At 47.4% G+C, this 22242-nt stretch carries 20 protein-coding genes; 6 read left to right on the top strand and 14 right to left on the bottom strand.

Translation table 11 applies throughout. The features are described from left to right. Positions 1-45: 45 nt before the first annotated feature. The 7 genes from ACQ661_RS05870 to ACQ661_RS05840 all read right to left on the bottom strand — a co-directional run bounded on the left by ACQ661_RS05870 (position 46) and on the right by ACQ661_RS05840 (position 6853). On the bottom strand, positions 46-1641 hold the full coding sequence (locus ACQ661_RS05870) for an ABC-F family ATPase (RefSeq protein ID WP_110075662.1): 1596 nt from the start codon (positions 1639-1641) through the stop codon (positions 46-48). Positions 1642-1790: 149 nt separating this feature from the next. Further along, a complete protein-coding gene (locus ACQ661_RS05865; RefSeq protein ID WP_313932740.1) occupies positions 1791-2720 on the bottom strand; it encodes a YeiH family protein in 930 nt (309 codons plus the stop codon). Between the two features lie 132 nt (positions 2721-2852). After that, positions 2853-3722: an MBL fold metallo-hydrolase gene (locus ACQ661_RS05860; RefSeq protein WP_431667910.1), complete on the bottom strand. Its 870-nt coding sequence runs from the start codon at positions 3720-3722 to the stop codon at positions 2853-2855. Between the two features lie 156 nt (positions 3723-3878). After that, positions 3879-4589, bottom strand: coding sequence for an OmpW/AlkL family protein (locus tag ACQ661_RS05855; RefSeq protein WP_313932743.1), 711 nt, complete (start codon positions 4587-4589; stop codon positions 3879-3881). A gap of 66 nt (positions 4590-4655) precedes the next feature. Beyond that, on the bottom strand, positions 4656-5240 hold the full coding sequence (locus ACQ661_RS05850) for a Tll0287-like domain-containing protein (RefSeq protein ID WP_431667909.1): 585 nt from the start codon (positions 5238-5240) through the stop codon (positions 4656-4658). A 4-nt stretch (positions 5241-5244) separates the two neighbouring features. Continuing rightward, a complete protein-coding gene (locus ACQ661_RS05845; protein ID WP_431667908.1) occupies positions 5245-5784 on the bottom strand; it encodes a response regulator transcription factor in 540 nt (179 codons plus the stop codon). Beyond that, positions 5777-6853 (bottom strand): HAMP domain-containing histidine kinase, encoded by a 1077-nt coding sequence (locus ACQ661_RS05840; protein WP_110075668.1) that lies wholly within the window; start codon positions 6851-6853, stop codon positions 5777-5779. The genes ACQ661_RS05845 and ACQ661_RS05840 overlap by 8 nt, the downstream gene beginning before the upstream one ends. Before the next feature lie 149 nt (positions 6854-7002). Between ACQ661_RS05840 and ACQ661_RS05835 the strand changes: the two genes are divergently transcribed. Together ACQ661_RS05835 and ACQ661_RS05830 are read left to right on the top strand one after the other, a co-directional pair. Further along, complete coding sequence (locus ACQ661_RS05835; RefSeq protein ID WP_431667907.1) at positions 7003-9036, top strand: TonB-dependent copper receptor; 2034 nt, start codon at positions 7003-7005, stop codon at positions 9034-9036. A 48-nt stretch (positions 9037-9084) separates the two neighbouring features. After that, the gene (locus tag ACQ661_RS05830; protein ID WP_110075670.1) at positions 9085-9804 is read left to right on the top strand and encodes a YebC/PmpR family DNA-binding transcriptional regulator; all 720 of its coding nucleotides are present in this window, start codon (positions 9085-9087) and stop codon (positions 9802-9804) included. Positions 9805-9901: 97 nt separating this feature from the next. Here the strand turns inward: ACQ661_RS05830 and ACQ661_RS05825 are convergent, their stop codons facing one another. Next, positions 9902-11995: a S9 family peptidase gene (locus tag ACQ661_RS05825; protein WP_153826611.1), complete on the bottom strand. Its 2094-nt coding sequence runs from the start codon at positions 11993-11995 to the stop codon at positions 9902-9904. 316 nt (positions 11996-12311) lie between these two features. Between ACQ661_RS05825 and ACQ661_RS05820 the strand changes: the two genes are divergently transcribed. Then, positions 12312-14360 (top strand): diguanylate cyclase domain-containing protein, encoded by a 2049-nt coding sequence (locus ACQ661_RS05820; protein WP_431667906.1) that lies wholly within the window; start codon positions 12312-12314, stop codon positions 14358-14360. A gap of 88 nt (positions 14361-14448) precedes the next feature. Here the strand turns inward: ACQ661_RS05820 and ACQ661_RS05815 are convergent, their stop codons facing one another. Beyond that, the gene (locus ACQ661_RS05815; RefSeq protein ID WP_431667905.1) at positions 14449-16596 is read right to left on the bottom strand and encodes a prolyl oligopeptidase family serine peptidase; all 2148 of its coding nucleotides are present in this window, start codon (positions 16594-16596) and stop codon (positions 14449-14451) included. Positions 16597-16625: 29 nt separating this feature from the next. Further along, positions 16626-17195, bottom strand: coding sequence for a glutathione S-transferase family protein (locus ACQ661_RS05810; protein WP_110075673.1), 570 nt, complete (start codon positions 17193-17195; stop codon positions 16626-16628). A 54-nt stretch (positions 17196-17249) separates the two neighbouring features. On the opposite strand from ACQ661_RS05810, the gene ACQ661_RS05805 reads away from it, so the two are divergent. Next, positions 17250-17861: a DUF502 domain-containing protein gene (locus tag ACQ661_RS05805; RefSeq protein WP_110075790.1), complete on the top strand. Its 612-nt coding sequence runs from the start codon at positions 17250-17252 to the stop codon at positions 17859-17861. A 5-nt stretch (positions 17862-17866) separates the two neighbouring features. Continuing rightward, positions 17867-18526, top strand: coding sequence for an alpha/beta hydrolase (locus ACQ661_RS05800; RefSeq protein ID WP_153826569.1), 660 nt, complete (start codon positions 17867-17869; stop codon positions 18524-18526). On the opposite strand, the gene ACQ661_RS05795 is transcribed toward ACQ661_RS05800, so the two are convergent. Genes ACQ661_RS05795 through ACQ661_RS05780 form a run of 4 tightly spaced genes read right to left on the bottom strand, consistent with a single transcriptional unit; the run spans position 18523 to position 21476 of the window. Continuing rightward, the gene (locus ACQ661_RS05795) at positions 18523-19611 is read right to left on the bottom strand and encodes a 5-(carboxyamino)imidazole ribonucleotide synthase (protein WP_431667904.1); all 1089 of its coding nucleotides are present in this window, start codon (positions 19609-19611) and stop codon (positions 18523-18525) included. The two genes, ACQ661_RS05800 and ACQ661_RS05795, sit on opposite strands and share 4 nt — an antisense overlap. After that, positions 19608-20099 (bottom strand): 5-(carboxyamino)imidazole ribonucleotide mutase, encoded by a 492-nt coding sequence (gene purE, locus ACQ661_RS05790; RefSeq protein ID WP_110075676.1) that lies wholly within the window; start codon positions 20097-20099, stop codon positions 19608-19610. Before purE ends, ACQ661_RS05795 begins: the two co-directional genes overlap by 4 nt. 59 nt (positions 20100-20158) lie before the next feature. Next, positions 20159-21181 (bottom strand): sensor domain-containing diguanylate cyclase, encoded by a 1023-nt coding sequence (locus ACQ661_RS05785; RefSeq protein WP_153826568.1) that lies wholly within the window; start codon positions 21179-21181, stop codon positions 20159-20161. Further along, positions 21168-21476, bottom strand: a complete 309-nt coding sequence (locus ACQ661_RS05780) for a hypothetical protein (RefSeq protein WP_153826567.1) — start codon at positions 21474-21476, stop codon at positions 21168-21170. Before ACQ661_RS05780 ends, ACQ661_RS05785 begins: the two co-directional genes overlap by 14 nt. Positions 21477-21612: 136 nt before the next feature. Here ACQ661_RS05780 and ACQ661_RS05775 point away from each other — a divergent pair, with 136 nt between their 5' ends. Continuing rightward, the gene (locus tag ACQ661_RS05775; RefSeq protein ID WP_153826566.1) at positions 21613-22161 is read left to right on the top strand and encodes a hydrolase; all 549 of its coding nucleotides are present in this window, start codon (positions 21613-21615) and stop codon (positions 22159-22161) included. Positions 22162-22242 lie beyond the last annotated feature (81 nt).

The raw sequence follows: 22242 nt of genomic DNA, 5'->3' as shown, positions 1-22242 counted from the left end.
GCTAGGTCCGTGCTGTACACTGCTAATAGTTGTGGTAGCTGAGGCTTAGCCCTGCTGCATTTGTTGGCGGAGGTAATCATCGTAAGTACCAGAGAAATCACGCATGCCTTGGTCGGTTAATTCAATAATGCGAGATGCTAACGATGACACGAATTCGCGGTCATGGCTAACAAAAATCAACGTACCATCGTAATGTTCTAAGGCCAAGTTTAATGCCTCGATAGACTCCATATCTAAGTGGTTGGTAGGTTCATCCATGATCAAAATATTAGGCCGCTGCATCATCAATTTACCGAAGATCATACGCCCCTTTTCACCACCCGATAAAATGGTCACCGGCTTTTTAATATCATCCTGAGAGAACAGCATCCGCCCCAACACACTGCGTACAGCTTGCTCATCATGGTGCGGCTGCATCCATTGGCTCATCCATTCAAACACGGTAACTTTATCTTTAAACCAATCGGCATGGTCTTGGGCATAGTAACCAATATTGACATTTTCAGACCATTTGATGATGCCGCTATCGGGCGTATGTTGCCCCACTAAGCACTTCAATAACGTCGTTTTACCGATACCGTTTGCACCCAGAATTGCGACCTTCTCACCCACTTCGATCATGGCGGTGAGATTTTTAAGCACCTGCAACTCGTCAAAGGACTTACTTAAGCCTTCTATTTCAAGGGCTAATCGGTACAGCTTCTTCTCTTGCTCGAACCTAATATACGGACTGATTCGGCTTGAAGCTTTCACTTCTGCTAACTGAATCTTCTCAATTTGTTTAGCTCGAGAGGTTGCTTGTTTTGCCTTAGAAGCATTTGCTGAAAAACGACTCACAAACTGTTGTAGTTCTGCGATCTTCTCTTTCTTTTTAGCATTTTCGTTCAGCAGCTGCTCACGCGCTTGGGTGGCCGCAAACATATACTGGTCGTAATTACCTGGATACACACGCAATTCGCCGTAATCAATGTCCGCCATATGAGTACAAACACTATTCAAAAAATGACGGTCGTGCGAGATGATGATCATGGTAGCTTGGCGGTCATTCAGTACCGTTTCTAGCCAGCGAATGGTGTTAATGTCTAAGTTGTTGGTCGGTTCGTCTAACAACATAATATCAGGGTCAGAAAACAGCACCTGCGCCAATAACACCCGCAGCTTTAGGCCCGGAGCTATGTCACTCATTAAGCCATAATGCGCTTCAAGTGGTATCCCTACTCCTAGCAACAACTCACCTGCTCTTGATTCAGCGGTATAGCCATCAAGCTCGGCGAACTCGGTTTCTAAGTCGGCTACCCGCATGCCATCATCTTCGCTCATTTCCGGTAAGCTATAAATACGGTCGCGTTCAGCCTTGATTTGCCAAAGCTCGGCATGACCCATAATCACCGTATCAATAACCGTGTATTGCTCGTAGGCAAACTGATCTTGGCGTAACTTACCTACGCGTAAGTTCGGTTCTATGGACACGTTGCCCGCAGACGGCTCTTGCTCACCACTAAGAATGCGCATAAAGGTAGATTTACCGCAGCCGTTAGCGCCAATCAAGCCGTAGCGATTACCTTCACCGAACTTAACAGAAATGTTTTCAAAAAGAGGTTTTGCACCAAATTGCATGGTGATGTTTGCAGCAGAGATCACGATAGTACACCCGAACAAAAATTAGGCGCGTAATCTACGTGGTTTCGCGCCAAATTACAAAGGAAGTTTCATTAAAACGCGATAATCATAGGCCAACATCGCGTTAACCCCATGGAGAATTAACTTAAGGTAAATGAAGTTGGCTTCTATTAACTCGCTAGTAACAACCAGGCTAAAGAACCAGCGCCAATCAACAACCACAGCAACACGGCTAATAACAGGGCTGCTCCGCCAGCGGCTTTGAGCTTAGTCCAACTCATGCTAGCTCCAATCAAGAACAAACAAACCACAAGAAGTTGTTTACCGCCATGAAAGAGGAGGTCATAAGCAGGAGTAAATTGCGGCCAAACATAATGCACTAACATGGCCAGCACATAGCCTACAATAAACCATGGCAAACTTACCTTAACCCGCCCGGCGTTCGGCTGCATCCGCTGATACCACCATGCTGATAACAGCGCTAGCGGCACAATCCACAGAGCTCGTGCTAACTTAAGGGTGGTGGCGACCTGCAGAGCCTCATTACCATAGGCCTGCGCAGCCCCTACTACCGACGAAGTATCATGAATAGCAATGGCAGCCCAAACGCCAAAGGTATGCTGGTCTAAATCAAGGGCATGGCCGATAAGCGGAAACACCACCAAGGCCACCGCATTCAGCGTAAAAACTGTTGCCATAGCTAACGCCAGTTGGTCGGCTTTAGCATGAATGGCAGGCCCAATAGCGGCAATTGCACTACCGCCACAAATAGCTGTACCAGAGCCAATTAAATAACTGGTGGTGGGGTGAACTCGAAAGGCCCTACCAAGCAACCAAGCTGCGACTAACGTCAGTACAATTGAGGCAACAATCAGCCCCAAATAGCTCCCCGTTAAGCTAACGGCCGCTTGTAACTGCACGCCAAACCCCATAGCGACAATGGCTATCCCGAGTAATTGCTTAACCCAGCTGGTTATTGCTACAGGGCCTGGGTGTAATCCCAGTGCAGTTGCAACAAACCCCATAACTAGCGCAACGGGTGCACTCATCCATGGGGTTAAACAGCTCAATAACAGTAACCAAAAAATGGCAACTTGCATTAGTCAACGATCAACTTGGTCAAGCGTTTTACAATCGGCAATATCAGCGGCATGACTTTGGTTTCATACTTAGCTGGTAACTTCTTGGCCATGAATGTTCTCCGTTAATAAACTAGGATGCCCCAACTCTTGTTACAACTGGTCAATGGGTAGTTTTAAGTACACTTTGCCATTGTCATCAGCTGGGGGCATTTTACCGGCGCGAATATTCACCTGAATAGAAGGTAAAATCAACCGTGGCATCTCTAACGTTGCATCGCGTTCTTCACGCATTTTCACAAACTCTGCTTCGATCACGCCATCATGCACGTGTTTACTATGTTTGCGCTGATCAGCCACTGTGGTGCGATACTCGTGGCCACGACCTGCTGGTGGGTAATCATGACAAATATAAATATCCGTCGTTTCTGGCAACGCTAGTAACTTTTTGATCGAGCGATATAACGTTGTGGCGCTACCACCAGGGAAATCACAACGAGCCGTACCCACATCTGGCATAAACAGGGTGTCGCCAACAAAAGCCATTTGCTCATCCACAATGTATGCTAGGTCTGCTGGCGTATGTCCCGGAGTATGCATAACCCGCAGTTGCATGCTACCTACTTGAAACTGCTCGCCATCAGCAAATAAATGATCAAACTGGGTACCGTTGGGTAAAAACTCTTTTTCAAGATTAAAGATCTCTTTGAAAATCGTTTGCACTTGTTTGATATGCTCACCGATACCTATCTTGCCACCTACGTTTTGTTGGATAAACGGGGCTGCTGACAAATGGTCGGCGTGCGCATGTGTTTCTAAGATCCACTCTACGGACAAGTCGTTTTGCTTAATGTAATCAACCATGCGCTGCGCGCCATTGGTTTTAGTGCGGCCAGATTTATAATCAAAATCAAGTACAGGGTCGATAACAGCTGCAGCTTTTTCATCGGTGCGGTGGATAACGTAGCTAAAAGTTTCGCTATCGTCGTCTAAAAAAGGTTCAACATGAATTCTAGTGCTCATTGTAGGGCTCCTGTCGTATTTAGCTAAAATGGCCTTGTTAACTATAATACGAACTCATTCGTATTTCGGCTTATCCTAAAATACATGATTTTTCACCAACTGCAACCATAAAAAAAGGCGACCGAAGCCGCCTTTGTATCGATAAGTTTCCATCGCTTAGAAACGATAGCGAATACCAGCCATCGCTACATACGGGTCGATATCTACGTTAACACGCTGCGCGGTTGCGTTGTTAATACGAACATCGGCATCGGTGTCAATATCCATTTTACTGACCATGAAGTGTAAGCCCCAATTGTCACTAATTGCAACGTTAACACCTGCTTGCAAGGCATAGCCCCAGCTGTCTTTAAGAGCTAGAGTAACGCTATCTGACGCGGTGACTGCACCTAGGCCAGTTAACGCACCTACCAACTCAGATGATGCTTGCTCATCAAAGAAAGTAGTGTAGTTCACGCCAAAACCAACGAACGGGTCAATCGCATCATTTGCAAGATCAAAATGATATTGAGCTAACAATGTAGGTGGCAATTGCTTTACTTTACCTACTTTTAAACCAGCTAAAGCTCCGGTTGCATACACATCATGGCTAAATGGTGTTGCCGCAACTAATTCTAAGGTCCAATTGGTGTTTAACTTATAGTCAAAAGTTAAACCTAGCTGAGTATTGGTATTGACGTTTACCCCGGTCGTGCCTGCGGGCAAGCCTGCTAAGCTTTCGACAACATTTAATGAGCTGCTGCTATCGTCAGGCATAACACTGATCGCACCAACATTAACGCTGAAATTGTCAGCGTTGAATTCTGCCATTGCTGGAGTTGCTAAAAGGCCTAAAACGACACTGGCTGCGATTGCTGATTTTTTCATACTGTACTCCTTGGTTGATATACCCTAAATTTTATAAGGTTATTGGTGCGCAGATGTTGATCAGGATCAATTTTTTGCGTCAAGCCACTGTACTAAAAAGGCGCCGCGCAAATCACCTACGGCAAAGCCGGTAGCTTGATCTGCGGGATACTTCGCTTGTACTGCTTGCGCAATTTCTGGCTTAATTGAGCCCCCATGACAAGCAGCACATTGCGGTTGCATTACAATCGCTTTCATATAGTACTGGTTGCCGTCACTTGATGAAAACATCAGTTCTGGTGCTGTTTCGCCTTGGTTCATCTGCGCTTGAAAGTACTCTAGCACAGCGCGCTGTTCGGCGGTGGGGGCATTGTTGGTATTGCGTACCCTCAAAGCGGTACGCGAAACTACCGCCTTTGTATCGCCTTGATTCGCAGCATTAACGGCTGCAGCGATGGCTGGTGCTTGTTCATTGCATACTTGGATACCATGCACCGGGCCTTGTTCTTGCATGGCCTTCATGAGCGTAGCACTTAGTTGGCTTCCGAGTGCCTTACTCATGGCACGCGATTGCTCTAAGCGCTGTTGCTCATCTGCGCTACTGGTTTGCGCAAAACTCGTTAACGACAAGGCTGCTAACACACTAGCAGCGATTATTTTAATGGCTTTCATACTGTTACTCCTTAAGGGGTGAATACTTACCTAATTTGCGTTGTAGCGTACGCCGGTGCATCCCTAAAGCTCTGGCCGTAGCGGAAATATTACCGTCGTATTCTTGCAGGGTGCGTTGAATGTGCTCCCACTCTAACTGGGCGGGGCTGAGGTGATGTTCAGCCAGCTCTGGCAGTTCATCCGCATGCGAGCTCTCTGCATGTTCTAAACTTTGCAATAGCGTCTGGGTTTGAATCGGTTTTGCTAAATAGTCTGTAGCGCCAGCTTTGATAGCAGCAACCGAGGTTGCAATACTGGCATAGCCTGTCAACACTACTAGGTGCTTAGGTTTAAATCGTTGCTGTAATGTTTTTATCAGTTCTAGGCCATTGGCATGGCCAAATTTTAGGTCCAATAGGATGTTGGCAATTGGCGACACTGTGATCTGCTTCAATTCATCTTCGCTGGCCGCCGTCATCACCTCGTAGCCATAGCGCTGCATACGCGCAGCCAGGGTTTGTAATAACGTAATATCATCATCAATAATCAAGAGTCGTTCAGTCACTGTAAGGCTCCGTCGGTAAACGTATTTCAGCCACCACTTGAATCAGGTTCTCTGCACTGCTAATGAGTTCGCGGCGCCAGCTGACTCGGCCTTGAAACCTTTCAATGGTGGAATAACTAAGCAAGGTGCCTGCGCCTGCACCGCGGCTGCTGGGTAACAGCTGCTGGCCTAACTGAGGGGCCGGTGGTAATTCATCAGCGCTGCCGGTGTTGCTGATAGTTAATACCCAATCGTTACCATCTAAGGCTGCTAGCACCTCAATCGCTAGCGGATGCGCTAACGGCTCGGGCTCGAGTTGCTGTTGCGTTGCTTGCGCGGCATCGGCTGCGTTGTGCAATAAACTCAATAAGGCGGGTAATAAGGTTCGATCAGCACGCACAGCAACGGGCTGTTGTACTTGATCGTGCCAATTAGCGTGAATATCAGGTCGTGCGATAAGCAAAGCATCTTGGAGTTGCTGCAGTAACTGATGCACCTCAAACGGCATCAGCCGATGGGTACGAACATCTTCAGCAACTTGGCGCCAATCTAACAGTAAATTATGAATACGTTTGACTTGTTGTTCCGCTAATTGCAAATCTGCATCGTTGGGGTATTGCTGGCGAGCGTCTTCTAATAAGAACTGGATGGTTTGAATAGGGCTGGCTACCTCATGACTAAACTGAGCTGCGGCCGTACCTATCGATACCAACTGTTCATCACGATGTTGGCGTTGTTGCAATGAGCGAATCGCTTGTTGTTGGCGCACAATACGCACTCGCAGCCAATGTAACGTCACTCCCAGCAGCAGCGCAGCAAAAACTTGGCCATAAACCATTGCCCGATAATGGGTATCCATCTGATGATGAGTGGGTAGCTCGGCTTGCAGCTGCCACAGCTGCCCTGCGATGCCTAATCCCATCACCAGCCAGGCCAGCCGGAACGGCAGTAGTAGCATAGCTGCGGCCATTGGCACCAAGGCTAGCACCGCATAGGGGTTAGCCGCAGCACCATGCTGCCAAATCACTACACTTGCCGTTAATGTAATAAGGAGTAGCAATAAGGCTACGATGCTATCTCGTTTCGTCACTATCACCCACCTCTTTTTAGATACCTCTTAAGTATGCATGCAAATGGCAATAAATCCAGCTGCGACACTTTGCCACATCGGTATAATTTTCAATAGGTTGATAATAGCGCACACTATGACACAGACCATTGTTGGGTGAGGTATTTACCATGTTCGCAAAATCAGCTCTCGCATTATTTATGGCCACTTTAGCAACTGCAGCTATAGCCAATGAGCCAACTCAGGACGAAACCGACAAAGACCTAGAGCGTATTATTATTACTGGGGTAAAGCCGCTCAACAGTATTGAATTAGCAAAAGATACTAAAGCGCCACAGCAACCGATACCGGCACATGATGGTGCTGATTATTTGAAGTCGATTCCGGGCTTTTCAATTATTCGTAAAGGTGGCACCAGTGGTGACCCCGTGTTCCGCGGTGCGGCTGGCTCCAGACTAACCATAGCCGGTGATGACCAAATGATCTTGGGTGGTTGTAGTGGCCGTATGGACCCTCCTACTGCCTACATTAATCCACAAAATTTTGACCGCATTCGAATCATCAAAGGCCCTCAGAGCGTGCTGTATGGACCCGCCTCTGCCACCGTATTGTTCGAACGCGAAAATTATCAGTTTGATGCCAGCCAAAGCCCTGGCCAAGTAAGCTTGATTGGCGCCGCTTACGGTCGCCGCGAATTTAATGCCGACTACGGTATCGGCAACGAGCTCGGCTTTATGCGTTTAAGCGCCACCCACAGTGAAGCTGATGCTTATGAGGATGGTAATGGGGTGGCTGTGAATAGTGCCTACGAGCGCTGGGGTACCGATTTACAGTTGGGCTGGACCCCGTCTGCCGATACGCTACTGATGGTAACCTTGGGCAATAGTGGTGCAGAAGCTGCCTATGCTGACCGGGCGATGGATGGCTCAGTTTTTGATCGCGACAGTGCCAGCTTGCGTTGGCGCCAAGCGTATCTCACCGATTGGTTAGCTGAGTTTGATGCACAAGTCTATTACGGCTATGTCGATCACGTGATGGATAACTACAGTTTACGAGACTTTCGGCCAACTGGCATGATGCCGAACCCAGCGGCTCGTAACCCCGACCGATACACTCGCGGTGGCCGTTTAGTTGCCACCATCGATAGCGAGTTTTGGTCTGCGTTAAAGGTCGGGTTAGACCATCAATATCATGAGCACCGCGAGCGCGTTAGCATGAACCAACCGCTGATGCCCTATGAAGAAAAACCAAGAATTGCAGATGCCATTTTTGAGCAAACAGGTTTTTTTGCGGAAGCTAGCTATGCCCTGACAGACCGCACCTTGCTGTTATCGGGAGTACGCTTTGATCAATGGCAAGCCCTTGACCAACGTCAGCAACTAGGCACTATGATGAGCCCAGTTGTGAACCCTACTGCCAATGCCGAGCGCGATGCTGATTTAGTGAGTGCGTTTATGCGTGCAGAAACTAAAGTTGGCGACCATCAATGGTTTGTCGGAGTTGGCAGAGCCGAACGTTTCCCTGATTTCTGGGAGATCATTGGCAACAAAACCCGTAGTGAAGCTTCTTTGTCCTCGTTTTTCTTAGACACTGAAGTTAACCATCAATTGGATGTTGGCTACCATCTGCGTCAGCACAACCTTGAATTCATGGCCTCGTTGTTCTATAGCCGTGTTGATAACTACATTCTGATTGAAAATGGCCAACACATGGCAGCTGATTTAGCCCGCTCCATCAAAGCAGAGAGTTTTGGTGGTGAGCTGCTAGCCAACTATCGTTGGTCTGATAACCTATTACTTGATGCTTCGGTGGCCTACACTCATGGTAGTAACTTAACCGACCATCTTGCGTTAGCCCAACAGCCACCGTTAGAGCTTAAGTTTGGAGCCGAATATCAGTTGCAAGATTGGACCTTTGCCGGCTTATGGCGGGTGGTTGATAATCAACATCGCGTCGCCATTGGGCAAGGTAATATTGTTGGCAACGACTTCAAAGCGACTGCTGGTTTTGGCACCTTAGCCATCAACGCCCATTGGTCACTAAACGAGCAATTGAAGCTAAGTTTTGGCATTGATAACCTGTTGGATAAAGCTTATGCGGAACATCTAAGCAGTGCTGGAGCCATGGTTGCAGGCTTTGAGCAGATAACTCAAGTTAACGAACCCGGACGAATCTGGTGGTTTAAACTGGATTATCACCTGTAACTCAGTTTAAAATTGCGCCTTTCTAAAAAAACAATAGCGAGAGCAATTATGGGTCGTGCCTATCAAAACCGCAAAGAGTCGATGGCCAAGACTGCTGCGGCAAAAAGCAAAGTTTACAGTAAATATGGCCGCCAAATTTACGTTGTAGCAAAGCAAGGTGGGATTGATCCAGTCGGTAACTTGCAGTTGCGCAGCTTAATTGACAGTGCCAAGAAAGACCAAGTGCCAGCCCACGTTATTGAAAAGGCCATCGATAAAGCAAAAGGTGGCGCGGGCGAAGACTATGCGCCAGCCATTTATGAAGGTTTTGGCCCTGGTAACTGCATGGTGATGGTGGAGTGTTTAACGGATAACCCTAACCGTACCATCGGTGAAGTGCGCAACTGCTTTACCAAAACTAAATGTAAGTTAGGGGCTCCGGGCAGTGTGGCGCACATGTTTGACCATTGCGCCATTTTGCGCTTTGCTGGCGAAGATGAAGATGCCGTGCTTGAAGCCTTAATGATGGCTGATGTCGATGTGACTGATGTTGAGGCTGAAGGCGGTTTTATCACCGTATTTGCGCCTCATACAGAGTCGTACAAAGCTAAGCAAGCCTTATTGGATGCGTTTCCTGATCTGGACTTTGAAGTTGACGAAATTCAGTATCTGCCGCAAGTGAGTACTACGCTTAGCGGGGACGACGATATTGCGTTGATGGAGAAGTTTTTAGACATGCTGAATGACTGTGATGATGTGCAGAACATTTATCACAACGCAGAGTTTTAAGATAACTGCTAATCCCTTCGCATAGAAAATAAAAAAGCCAGTAAGTTAGCGCTTACTGGCTTTTTCTTATTGAAGCTATCGCAGGTTTAAATCGAGTCTACTTAGCTTCAAGCAAATTCAAGATAAAAGCATACTCTTCAGCAATTTCTTTCATTCGCGCAAACCGGCCTGAACTACCGCCATGTCCAGCAGTCATGTTGGTTTTGAACATCAGCGGGTTAGCATCGGTTTTGTGTTCCCGTAATTTAGCGACCCATTTAGCTGGCTCAAAATATTGCACCTGTGAATCGTGTAAACCGGTTGTAACCAAGATCGCTGGGTAGTCCTGTGCACTCACTTGATCGTATGGAGAATACGACAACATATAATCGTAGTAAGCTTTTTGCTTAGGATTACCCCACTCATCAAACTCGTTGGTGGTTAACGGAATGGTTTCATCCAGCATGGTGGTGACCACGTCCACAAAAGGTACGTGTGCCATCAGCCCGCGGTAATGTTGTGGAGCCATGTTGGCTACAGCACCCATCAACAAGCCACCAGCGCTACCGCCCATCGCAAACACTTTATCTGGATGCGCATAGCCCGCCGCCACGAGGTGCTCGGTAACATCAATAAAGTCAGTAAATGTATTGATTTTATTAAGCAGTTTACCGTCTTCATACCACTGCCGCCCCATTTCTTGGCCACCACGAATATGGGCTATTGCATAAACAAAACCGCGATCTACTAGGCTAAACACCGTCGAGCGGAAGTACGGATCTGAGCTAGAACCATATGAGCCGTAGGCATACTGATAGAGCGGCGCGGTACCATCTTTGCTAAAGCCTTTTTTGTACAACAAGGTGACTGGCACCATGGTGCCATCATCAGCTTTAGCCCAAGTGCGCTCAGTGCTATATAAACTCGCGTTGTAGTTAGGTACTTCCGTTTGCTTGAGCTGTTGTTGTTCACCACTACTCATATCATATGCGTAAATAGTCGCTGGCGTGGTCAACGAGCTGTAGGTGTAACGCAGGGTATCGGTAGCTTGCTCGACATTACGCTCAAACGACATCACGTAGGCTTGCTCATCAGCTGCTACTACTTGCGCGGCGGCTGGGTCTTGCCAAGGCACAATGCGAATTCGACGCAAACCGTTACTGCGCTCGTTAAGCGCCAGATAATCGGTAAACACCTCATAATCTTGGATAAAGACGTCATCACTTGGCGCAATCAATGGTTGCCAGTTAGCTTTATCACCAATGTCAGCATGACTCACTTGCATCATTTGGTAATTCGGAGCATCCATATCGGTGCGAATGATCCAGCGCCCATCAATATGGTCAGCACTGTATTTCAGATGGCGCTCACGTGGTGCAAACAAAGTAAATTCAGCATTAGGTGTGTCCGCATCTAAGATATGCAACTCACTCGATACCGTCTGGGACAGGCTGATGGTAATGTACTCACCATCTTTGGTATTACTAACGTACATGTAGAAGGTGTTATCGGTTTCTTCATAAACCAATTCTGCTTGTGCCGCAGGTTGACCTAATTTGTGCTTCAATACCCGAGTTGATAGTAACGTCTGCGGATCGTTTTCAATCACAAACAAGGTTTCGTTGTCTTTAGCCCAAGCTATAGCGGAAGATAAGCCTTGTAGCCGGTCAGGGAGGTCTTCACCGGTGGTTAAATCACGAATACGTAGCTCGTATTGACGACGACCGGTTGGATCCACCATGTAGGCTAACAATTGCTGATTTGGGCTCACCTGCATATTGCTTACTTGCATGAACGCTTGCCCTTGGGCTAACTCGTTCACATCCAGCATCACTTCAGGCTCAGCATCAGCAACACGCAAATCGCGACGCTGGTAAATAGGATACTCTTTACCTGCTTCGTATACCGTTGAATATTCGTAGTCGCCTTTCACATAAGGCAATGAGCTATCGTCTTGTTTGATACGACCGATGATTTCTTGTTCAACCGTGGCGGTTAAATCAGCATAGCTACTGCGGTAAGCATCGTAATAAGCATTTTCTGCCTCTAAATGAGCGATCATAGCCGGCGCCTTGCGCTCATCATCACGCAACCAATAATATGGATCATTACGGTCGCCATGAGGTGATTTAACCAGGTACGGGATCTTCTCAGCGACAGGCGGTGTCGCTTTTAATTCTGTCGCCGCATCATTGCTGCAACCAAAAATCATCAGTGTTGATAACGCTAAGCCACTGATTATAAATTTATTTCTTAAAGCCATGTGTGATTCCTTCAAGGTAAACACGAAACTGTAAAGATATATTTTCACTGCAGCACTATAACTTGAATTGGCTGACAGGCAAATTTTCATTGTTTCGATATGTAACCATTTGTATCTTTGTGGTATAACAAACGGCTTGATTACAAACAATTAACACTACAGCATATAAGCGGTCATAGCGGTTATTCAACGCATTTGTCTGTCACTGGCCCAACCAGTGCGATAAGGTGCTCTTAATAACCCAAGAAGAACAGCGGGAGAATTCATGGTTCGGTACATTCATGCGGCTACTTTGAGCATGCTTTTATTGGTGGCATTGACCTTTGCCAATATGAGTTATGCAGACATGCTTCCGCCGACGGATGCTGCAATAGAAGAAGAGCTCGAAGGTCTCTTAAATGAGTCTGATTATGAGGCCTCGCTGGTTCGTTTACTTGAGCTGCATGAGAGCACCAGCGAGCAAACGCCGGTCATGACTCGCATTCGACTGCTTGGTTACATCGCCTCTAATCATCATTACAATAAACGGCCCGAGCAGGCGCAAGACTATTTACAACAAATGAAAGCACTTGCGCAGCGCAGCGGCCTACCCGATGCCTTAGCTGAAACTGGTGGCACCGAAATCTATATTTTACTGTTAGATAATAAAGTTTCTGAGGCGTTAGCGATTCTTAATGACGCGTTAGTGCCAGTTGAACAAGCAACCATGCCTCGAGTTAAGTATTTTGTGCATAATCTTGCTGCTTATGTGTATTCAGCTCGTAGCCAATTCGCAGCAGCGCTCGAGCATCTTATCTATGCCCTAGATGCCATTAGCGGCACCAATACTGAGCGCACTATATTGCGCCAAGCTAGTCTCAAGTTGCGCATCGCCAACATTTATAATCAGCAGAAGAGCTATGACCTTGCGCTAGAGCAATTGGATGACCTTGAGGTTCGTACGGCAGAGCTTCCTAATGCAAAAGCCTATTTGGTAGAAGTCACCTTCCAGCGTGGCGTCATCGAAACAGCCCGCGAAAATTATGATGCAGCCTTAGCTCATTACGCCCAAGTAAAAAAACTTATAGCTGACGACACCGATTATCAGAGCACTTATTTAACGGTGCTTAATAATATTGGTGATATCGATATGAAGGTGCGTGACTTTGCCGGAGCGCGCCAAGCTTTCGACGAAGCCTATGCTATCGCTAACTTAAATAACGATGAGTTTAACGAAACCATCATTCGTTTTAACTTAGGTTTTATTGAAGTTTACGAAGGCGACTATGCTAACGGTCTGAGTAAGATGCTTGAGATTGTCGAACTAGCACGAGCTGAATGGGCGCCCGTAGACACTGAAGTCTTACTTGGTGAGTATGCTGAAGCCCTTGGAATTGCCGGCAACTATCAAGAAAAGGCTGCTATCCTGCTCGAGCAACGAGAGCTACGCGACCAAATTTATAAAGCGGAGCAACAGAAAAGCGTTGCCGAGTTACAGAATTTGTACGATAGCAAAGATAAAGCTCAGCAAATTTTGCTACTAGAGCAAAAAAACGAGTTGAACCAGCAGCTCATTCAGAACCAAGAGCAAAAGCGCACAATCTTGCTGCTATTGGTCGTGGTGGCACTGTTTGGCGCAGTCTTAGTCTTTATGTTGTACCGCTCAGCGCGTCGCTCTAACCAAGAACTTAAAGTGGCGAACGTAAAACTAGCTGAACAATCTATTCGTGATCCTCTTACCGGGCTGTTAAACCGCCGAGCCTTACAAAATAAGTTAAACGACCAGCATGATGCGCACGGTGATGCGATGATTTTGCTCGATATCGATCACTTTAAACGCATCAACGACAATCTTGGCCATGCCGTGGGTGACGATGTGTTACTTGAGGTTTCAAAGCGCTTATTAGAGGTTTCGCGAGATTCCGATCTGGTGGTACGTTGGGGTGGTGAAGAGTTCTTAATTTATCTTAGCAACACCGAACAGAAGCGCTTACCAGCCCTCACCGCAAGATTACTGGCTGCCATTAGCGAAAAGCCAATCCACTCTGGTGATAAAGAGCTGCATGTTACCGCGACGGCAGGCTTTATCAGTTATCCATTTGCGGATTTAAACGAGAATCAAATGGACTGGGAAGATACCTTACAGCTTGCCGATATGGTGCTCTACGCCGGTAAAGTGCACGGCCGTAATCAAGCCTGGGGCGTCATGGCGTTAACTGTACCTTTTGCTGAGGCTCAGCCGCTGTTAGAAACAGACCTGCCAGCGGCAATCGACCAAGGCATGTTGAGTGTTGAAGTGGTACATGGCCCTAAAGTTCCTAGCTATAAAGCCTAGTATTGATTAGCACCCAAACCAGTTATTACACGTACTAAAAAGCCCTTGCTGGATAAACCAACAAGGGCTTTTTTCATGCACTTATGGATTACTCTTTAATCCCCATGTTCCACAGGGTAAAGCCGTAAATATCAGCATATTGCTCAATGGTTTTTGATACCGGAGTACCAGCACCATGACCGGCATTGGTCTCAATCCGAATGAGCTGAGGATTGCTACCACCGGCTTTAGCTTGAAGCTCTGCGGCAAACTTAAAGGAGTGCGCAGGTACGACGCGGTCATCGTGGTCGCCCGTAGTGACCAAGGTGGCTGGATATTCCACACCAGACTTGACGTTATGCACTGGCGAATAGCCATAAAGATACTCAAACATCTCTTTGCTGTCTTCTGCAGTGCCGTAGTCATAGGCCCAACCAGCGCCAGCGGTAAAGGTATGATAGCGCAGCATATCTAGTACCCCAACGGCTGGTAAAGCAACTTGCATCAGGTCTGGGCGCTGAGTCATCACCGCACCTACTAACAAGCCACCATTAGAGCCACCACGAATCGCCAAGCGCTCACTTGAGGTAAAGTCTTCAGCAATTAAATACTCGGCCGCAGCAATAAAGTCATCAAACACATTCTGCTTTTGTAACTGGATACCGGCATCATGCCATGCTTTACCGTACTCACCGCCACCACGTAAGTTAGCTACGGCATACACACCACCAAGCTCTAACCACATGGCATTGGCCATACTAAATGAAGGCGTGAGGCTGACGTTGAAGCCACCGTAACCATAGAGAATGGTCGGGTTGTTGCCATCGAGCTCTAAGCCCTTTTTGTGCGTGATGATCATTGGTACCTTGGTACCATCTTTTGAGGTGTAAAAAACCTGTTTTGATTCATAATCATCGCTATTAAACGCGGTTTGTGGCTGTTCATACACCTCAGATTCACCTGCATCCGGCTCGTAAGCATAGATGGTGCTTGGTGTGCTGTAGTTGGTGAATGAATAGTACAACGTTTCTTCATCACGCTTACCAGAGAAGCCACCGACACTCCCTACCCCTGGTAACGCAACTTCACGTACTTTATTACCGTCGTAATCGTATTGCTGTACTTGGGCAATCGCGTCCACCATGTATTCAGCAAAGATGTAACCAGCACCCGTTGAGGCACTTAACACATAATCAGTTTCGGCAATAAAATCTTGCCAGTTAGCTGGTTGCGGCGCACTGGCGTCAACCGTCACGATTTTTTGATTGGGCGCATTGCGATTAGTAACCAGATACAGCTTGCTACCTACGTTATCTAATAAACCAGTATCGCTATCCGTGTCACCCACGATCGTCACTAACTCGCTCTCTGGTTTGGTTAAATCTTTAATAAACAACTTGTTACCAGATGTAGATACCGATGCACTAATCAGCAAATAGTTGTCATCTTCCGTGACATAGCCACCCACATAACGGTGTTTTTCAGCTTCAGTACCGCCAAAAATCACGGCATCGTCAGCTTGTGCAGTACCTAGTTTATGATAATACAGTTTATGCTGGTCGGTTTTCGCTGATAATTCAGACCCTTCCGGCTTATCGTAACTCGAGTAATAGAAGCCTTCGTTGCCATACCAAGAAATACCGCTGAACTTCACGTCGACCAGCACAGGCTCAAGCTGTTCTTTGGTTTCGACATCAATCACAATGATTTTACGCCAGTCACTGCCGCCCTCAGAGATCGCATAAGCAGCAATCGAACCATCTTTTGAGAAGCTCAAGCTAGCCAAGCTGGTGGTGCCATCTTCACTGAAGGTATTGGGATCAAGAAAGACTTCCGTGTTCCCTTCTGCATCGGTACGGTAAACCACGTATTGGTTTTGTAATCCATCGTTTTTGTAGAAATAGGTGTAGTTACCCTCTTTAAAAGGTGAGCCTACTTTTTCATAGTTCCACAGCTCAGTTAAGCGGTCTTTGATCTTCGCTCGTAATGGGATTTCATTTAGGTAAGCGAACGTTACTTCGTTTTGAGCTTTCACCCAAGCTTCAGTTTCTGCGCTACGATCGTCTTCTAACCAACGGTATGGGTCAGCTACGCTCGTACCAAAATAGGTATCAGTGACGTTGCCTCGAACCGTGGTTGGATAAGTGATAGACGACGGTACGGATGTCTGCATGGAAGCCTCCGTTGAGGTCTCTTCTGGTTGCGGCGAGCAAGCACTTAAGAGTGCCAAGCTAGCCACCGCGGCGATATATTTCATAGGTCAATAACTCCCTTCGATTGTTATTATTAGCTCAGCGCTGGGTGTGTGTTAGCAAACCAAGGCTGACCATTTAGTGCCAATAAAAATTGTTGTAAATTCGGGTAATGCAAAATATCTATTTGCTGCCGAAATTGGGCCCAGCTCAAATAGCAAGCCAACCGTAACAACCCATCTGATAATTGCTCTGGCTGTTCTGGTAGGCTCCACGTGCGTTGATTCAACAACGCTAAAATGGCCTCAATACGCTGCTGCTGACGCTGCAAGTAGGCACTATGCTCAGCTGTTAAGCCATCTCGTTCAAGCAAAAAGAGATTAATGGTAGTGTCTAATGCGGTGTTCACCATGCAAAACAGGTCATAGTCCGCTGCATCTTGGCAAAAAGCTTGTCCAGCTTGCTCACGTAGGTAACGAACAATAGAGGCAGAGTCATAAAAGGTCTGCTCATTATGTTGTAAAAAGGGCACCCGATACGTAGGTGAATGCTGACCACTTGCTTGTTGATCGGTCATAATAAATTGGTACGGTTGCTGCTGTAATGCCAACACAATGCGGCAATGCCGTACATAAGGTGAGGTATAACTGCCAAATAACTTCATAATCGCCCTCAAAAGACGTTAAGCTATAGAAACATGTCGCTAGAGATTATCACAATGAAAACCGCCATACAGTATTTACTCAAAGGCTTGGCTATTTTGTTGCCGCTGGTGGTAACAATCGCTTTAGCTCATTGGTTATTGGTGACCATCGAAACCTGGTTAAGCCCGATCTGGAAAGCCTTGCTTGGGGATAAGTATTATTTGCCCGGGCTGGCTTTTGTCAGCTTTTTGGTGTTGGCCGCAGCGGTCGGCTTTAGCTCGCAATGGACAGCACTGAATAAGCTCTGGCAGTTGCCAGGAAATATTATGGAGCGGATGCCATTACTTCGCAGTATTTATGGCACCATCAATGATGTTTTTGATCTGATGTCGGGCAAAAGTTTCTCCGACGAGTCGGTGGTGCTGGTGCATTTGCCCGGCGGCGATATTCGTTTGATTGGCATCGTCACCAAAAAGAGTGGAATTAAAGGCGACCGCCTGTCAGAAACTTTAGATGATGACCACATTGCGGTGTTTCTCCCCATGAGCTACAACGTGGGCGGGTACATGATCATGGTACCGCGTAGCGCCGTGACCCCCTTGGACATGTCGGCAGCTGACGCCATGCAATTAACTATCAGCGGCGGTTTAGGTAAAAACCGCAGCAACAACAAATCTGGAGAATAACTCATATGTCGTATTTAGCTTGCGAGCAAATTGAACCTCAGCAGCCCGCAACTCATGCCATCATTTGGTTACATGGCCTTGGTGCCGACGGTCATGATTTTGTACCCTTGGTGCCTCACCTGCAGTTACCTGCGGGGGTGCATGCACGCTTTATCTTCCCCCATGCTCCGCACCTGCCAGTAACCATTAATGGTGGTATGCGCATGCCCGCTTGGTACGATATTCTGAGTATGAGTATTGAGCGTGAAGTCGATGAACAGCAATTGCGTGAATCCGCAGCGCAAGTACAGGCACTGATTGAACGTGAGCTAGAACGCGGAATTAAACCTGATCACATTGTTCTTGCAGGCTTCTCTCAAGGCGGTGCGGTAGTTTACGAAGCAGCTCTCAGTTATCCCAAGCGCCTCGCCGGGTTGCTGGTGCTATCAAGTTACTTAGCGACACATCAAAGCATTCAACCACACAGCGCTAATGCTGATCTGCCCATTTTAGTGCAACATGGCAGCCAAGATCCGGTCGTCGCTGAAGCTCTTGGTAGACATGCCCAGCAATGGCTGGCTGAGCATAACTATCAAGTGCAATATCAGACGTTTCAGATGCAACACCAGGTGTGTCCAGAACAGATAGCCGCCATTAGCAAATGGCTGCAGCAGGTATTGGCTTAATCAGCCAAGACCTGCAACTTATGCGCCCATTGGCTCACCCATTGCTGGGCCGTATCACGATTGGCTGTACGAATATTGACATGACCAACCTTACGGCCCGGGCGAGCTTCTTTGTTGTACCAATGACAATCGGTATCGGCATGGTGCCACAATCCAGCTGGAATTTGTTCGGCACCAATCACGTTTAACATCAGCGTGGGCGTTAATCTTAATAACGGCAATGGCATGCCAGTTAGCGCCCGAATATGCAGGTCAAATTGGCTACTATTGGCGCCGGTCATGGTCCAATGACCCGAATTGTGTACGCGCGGGGCAATCTCGTTTACCAACAACTTAGTTTGTTGCTGTTCTTCCACCACAAAAAATTCAATCGCAAGCACACCGACATAATTTAACGCATCTGTAAGACGTTTAAAGCATGCCTCAGCTTGCTGCTGCAATGCATCTGACACAGGGTCTATCGCACCTAAGCTATAACTTAAAATACCGCGCTCATGAACATTGGTAATCAGTGGATAGCAACAAATACTACCATCCTTACTGCGCGCTCCTACCAGCGATACTTCGCGCTCAAACGCTATCATTTGTTCAGCGATACCGGGCGCTTGGCCGGCAGCAGCAGCTACTTCTGCTACCTCATCAGCCACCCCAAAACGCCACTGCCCTTTACCGTCATAGCCGCCACGAGCTGCTTTAAGAACCAACGGCTGTTCCGCCTGCTGGAGGATCTTGGTTAGCTCATCGACGTTGTGGTAAGTTTGCCACGGAGAGGTTGGGACTTGGCAATCATCAAATAATTTCTTCTCGGCGCGGCGATCGGTAAGGCTCTTAATGCGCGCGGGGTCCATCAAAAATTTATCATGCGCTGCAGCGATGATATCCGCCGGAATATCCTCGTGTTCCCAGCTAACCACGTCCGCCCAAGCAATAGCTTCGGCTAAGCTCATGCTCAAGTCTAGTTGTGCACTCAAAGGTTTAACGGTGTTACTACGGGTACTAAAAAGTAGACACTCATGGCCATGGCTAATCCCGCTCGCGCCAAGCATCTGACCTAGCTGGCCGTCACCGATAAACAGAATTTTCATGCATCTAACTCCAGCTTAGACCCTTGTAATACTTGCTCACGCTGGTGGGCTCTAAAAGCCTGAACCTTAGCGCGTACGGTGGGATCAAACGAACCGATAACCTGAGCCGCCAACAAACCAGCGTTTGCGGCACCGGCGTCACCAATCGCAAGAGTACCTACGGCTACACCTTTTGGCATTTGCACAATAGATAGCAAGCTGTCTAAACCCTTAAGTTGTTTGCTCGGAACTGGCACACCAAAGACCGGAATAGCAGTGAATGCAGCTAACATTCCTGGCAGATGCGCAGCGCCGCCGGCGCCAGCAATCACCACGGGCACCCCATCTTGTTCAGCTTGCTGCATCGTGGTTTGCAGTAAATCGGGAGTACGGTGGGCAGAGACCACTTGCGCTTGCCAAGCAACGCCTAAGTCTTCCAACATTTTTGCTGCGTTCTTCATTACGGGCCAGTCTGATTTCGACCCCATTAAGATTAATACCGGTGCCATGCTAGCTGCTCCTGTTTTAAAGGAGCGAATTGTAGCCATGCTGTGCGCTCGGTGCAAATTTATTGCGCAATTCTAAGCCGATCTCGACCTTGGCTCTTCGCTGTATCCATAGCATCGTCGGCCTTTTCTAACAGTTGCTCCCAGCTTTCGCCGGGACGCCATTGAGTGACCCCAGCGCTGGCCGTTACCCGTGCCATCATGCTTTTGATAGCAAAAGGTTCATGGCGTAAATTATCCAGTACACAGCCACTGTACTGCGCGGCCTCCCGTAAACTGGCATTAGGAAAAATCACAATAAACTCTGCGCCATTGCCGCGAATAAAAATATCATCTGGACGACAGCATGCGCGAATACGGCGAGCCGTATCTTGCAATACTGCATCGCCAAACATATAGCCGAATTTATCGTTGACCGCTTTAAAGGCATCTAAGTCTATTAACATCAAACACAAAGAGTGCTGACGCTGCTCAGCTTGTTGTAGGTGGTGTTGCAGTAATTCATCTAAATATTCGCGTTTGTAAAAACCAGTGAGAGGGTCTGAGGTGGTCGCCTTAATCAGATTACGCTGCATGTTCAGCATCATCACTAAAAAGGTTGCGCCAACCGCAATTAGAACCAACATGGAGAGACCGATGCGCCACGCGTAGTCGAACGGTAAAAACTGATACATTGCCGCGGCAAAAAGCGCGTACACCAGCATAATGACCAGAATGAAGATGGTTTTATCGAACATAAAAAAGACCATCGCCAATACCGGGTACATCCAATACACCGCCATCATGCCGGCACTTTTCATGCTAAAACTAACCAATGCGCCTAGCGCACAAACAAACACGAAGTTAATCCACTGTGGGGCCAAGTGCTGTTGATATCTCCACCAGGTCACCACAAAGGCACCGCCCACCAAAAGTAATACCAATGCTTGCCACCAAGCCTTGTCCATGGCTGCTAAGACCGCTAGCATGAGCAATATTGCTCCTACGCCAAAGTAGATGGTGCGCATCGCAACTAAGCGAAAACGCTGCCAGACGTTCGTTGGCATGATTGCAGCGGTAGGCATAAAGGAGCTAAATTCGGTCATGGGTTGGCATTCCTGTCGGCACTTGACTCACTTGATTACGACCCTGTTTCTTGGCTTCAAGTAAAGCAGTATCTGCTTGATTAATCCATTGGCTCCAAGTCATTTCTGCTGCCAATTCTGCCACCGCCGCGGCAATAGCTCCGGCCACTAGAATCATCAAAGTTTGCCACCAGTGCCCCATCCAGCCTTGCACTGCAGCCAACAACAGGGTGGTGCCCGCAATAAACCAGACGATATTGCCGGTTACCTTGTTTCTAAACTCTTGCAGCACCGCATCAGCGGAAATCGGTTGCATCTGGACCGCATCCTTGTGATGTTCTTGTTTAAATTAAACTAACAACTTACTATGGTTTCTATCAAACTATAACTAACCTCTATTAAACGCAATAGCTTTTGGCTGACTTGTATTACCTCTAGAAAAGGAAGATGACATGTTACTTCGTGCTGAAGATACAGTTGTACTTATCATTGATGTACAGCAGAAACTCGCTCCGGTGATTCACCAAAGCGATAAAGTAGTGGCAAGAGTGCGCTGGTTAGGTGAAATTGCTAACGAGCTCAATGTTCCGATTCTGGTCACTGAGCAATATCCTAAAGGGTTAGGCATCAGTGTTGACGAGTTGGCTGGGGTGATTGAAAACGCCCAGGTTATCGAGAAAATGCATTTTAGTGCCATGCAAGAACCTAATTTTACCTCTGCTTTAGCCGACATGGATCGCAATCAAGTGGTGTTGATGGGGATGGAAACCCATGTCTGTATTCTACAAACCGCCATCGACCTCATTAGTACCGGCAAGCAAGTGTATGTGGTGGAAGATGCCGTGAGTTCTCGCCGCGATAGCGACAAACAAGCCGCTCTGCATCGTTTACGCCAAGCCGGTGCCATCATCATCACGTCGGAGATGGCTGCTTACGAATGGCTACACCGTTCCGGCACAGATACTTTCCGCCATATTACTAAAAACTGGATTAGGGGCTAAGTTGGCGGTTAAGCAATAAACAAGCGTTAATAAATCTTTAATTGACTCTTTAGGTGATCAGCGTATACTGGCGGTCGCTAG

It is taken from the genome of Pseudidiomarina sp. WS423 (assembly GCF_050750165.1).
Lineage (GTDB): Bacteria > Pseudomonadota > Gammaproteobacteria > Enterobacterales > Alteromonadaceae > Pseudidiomarina > Pseudidiomarina fusca.
This window is presented reverse-complemented; position numbering and strand designations above follow the sequence as displayed.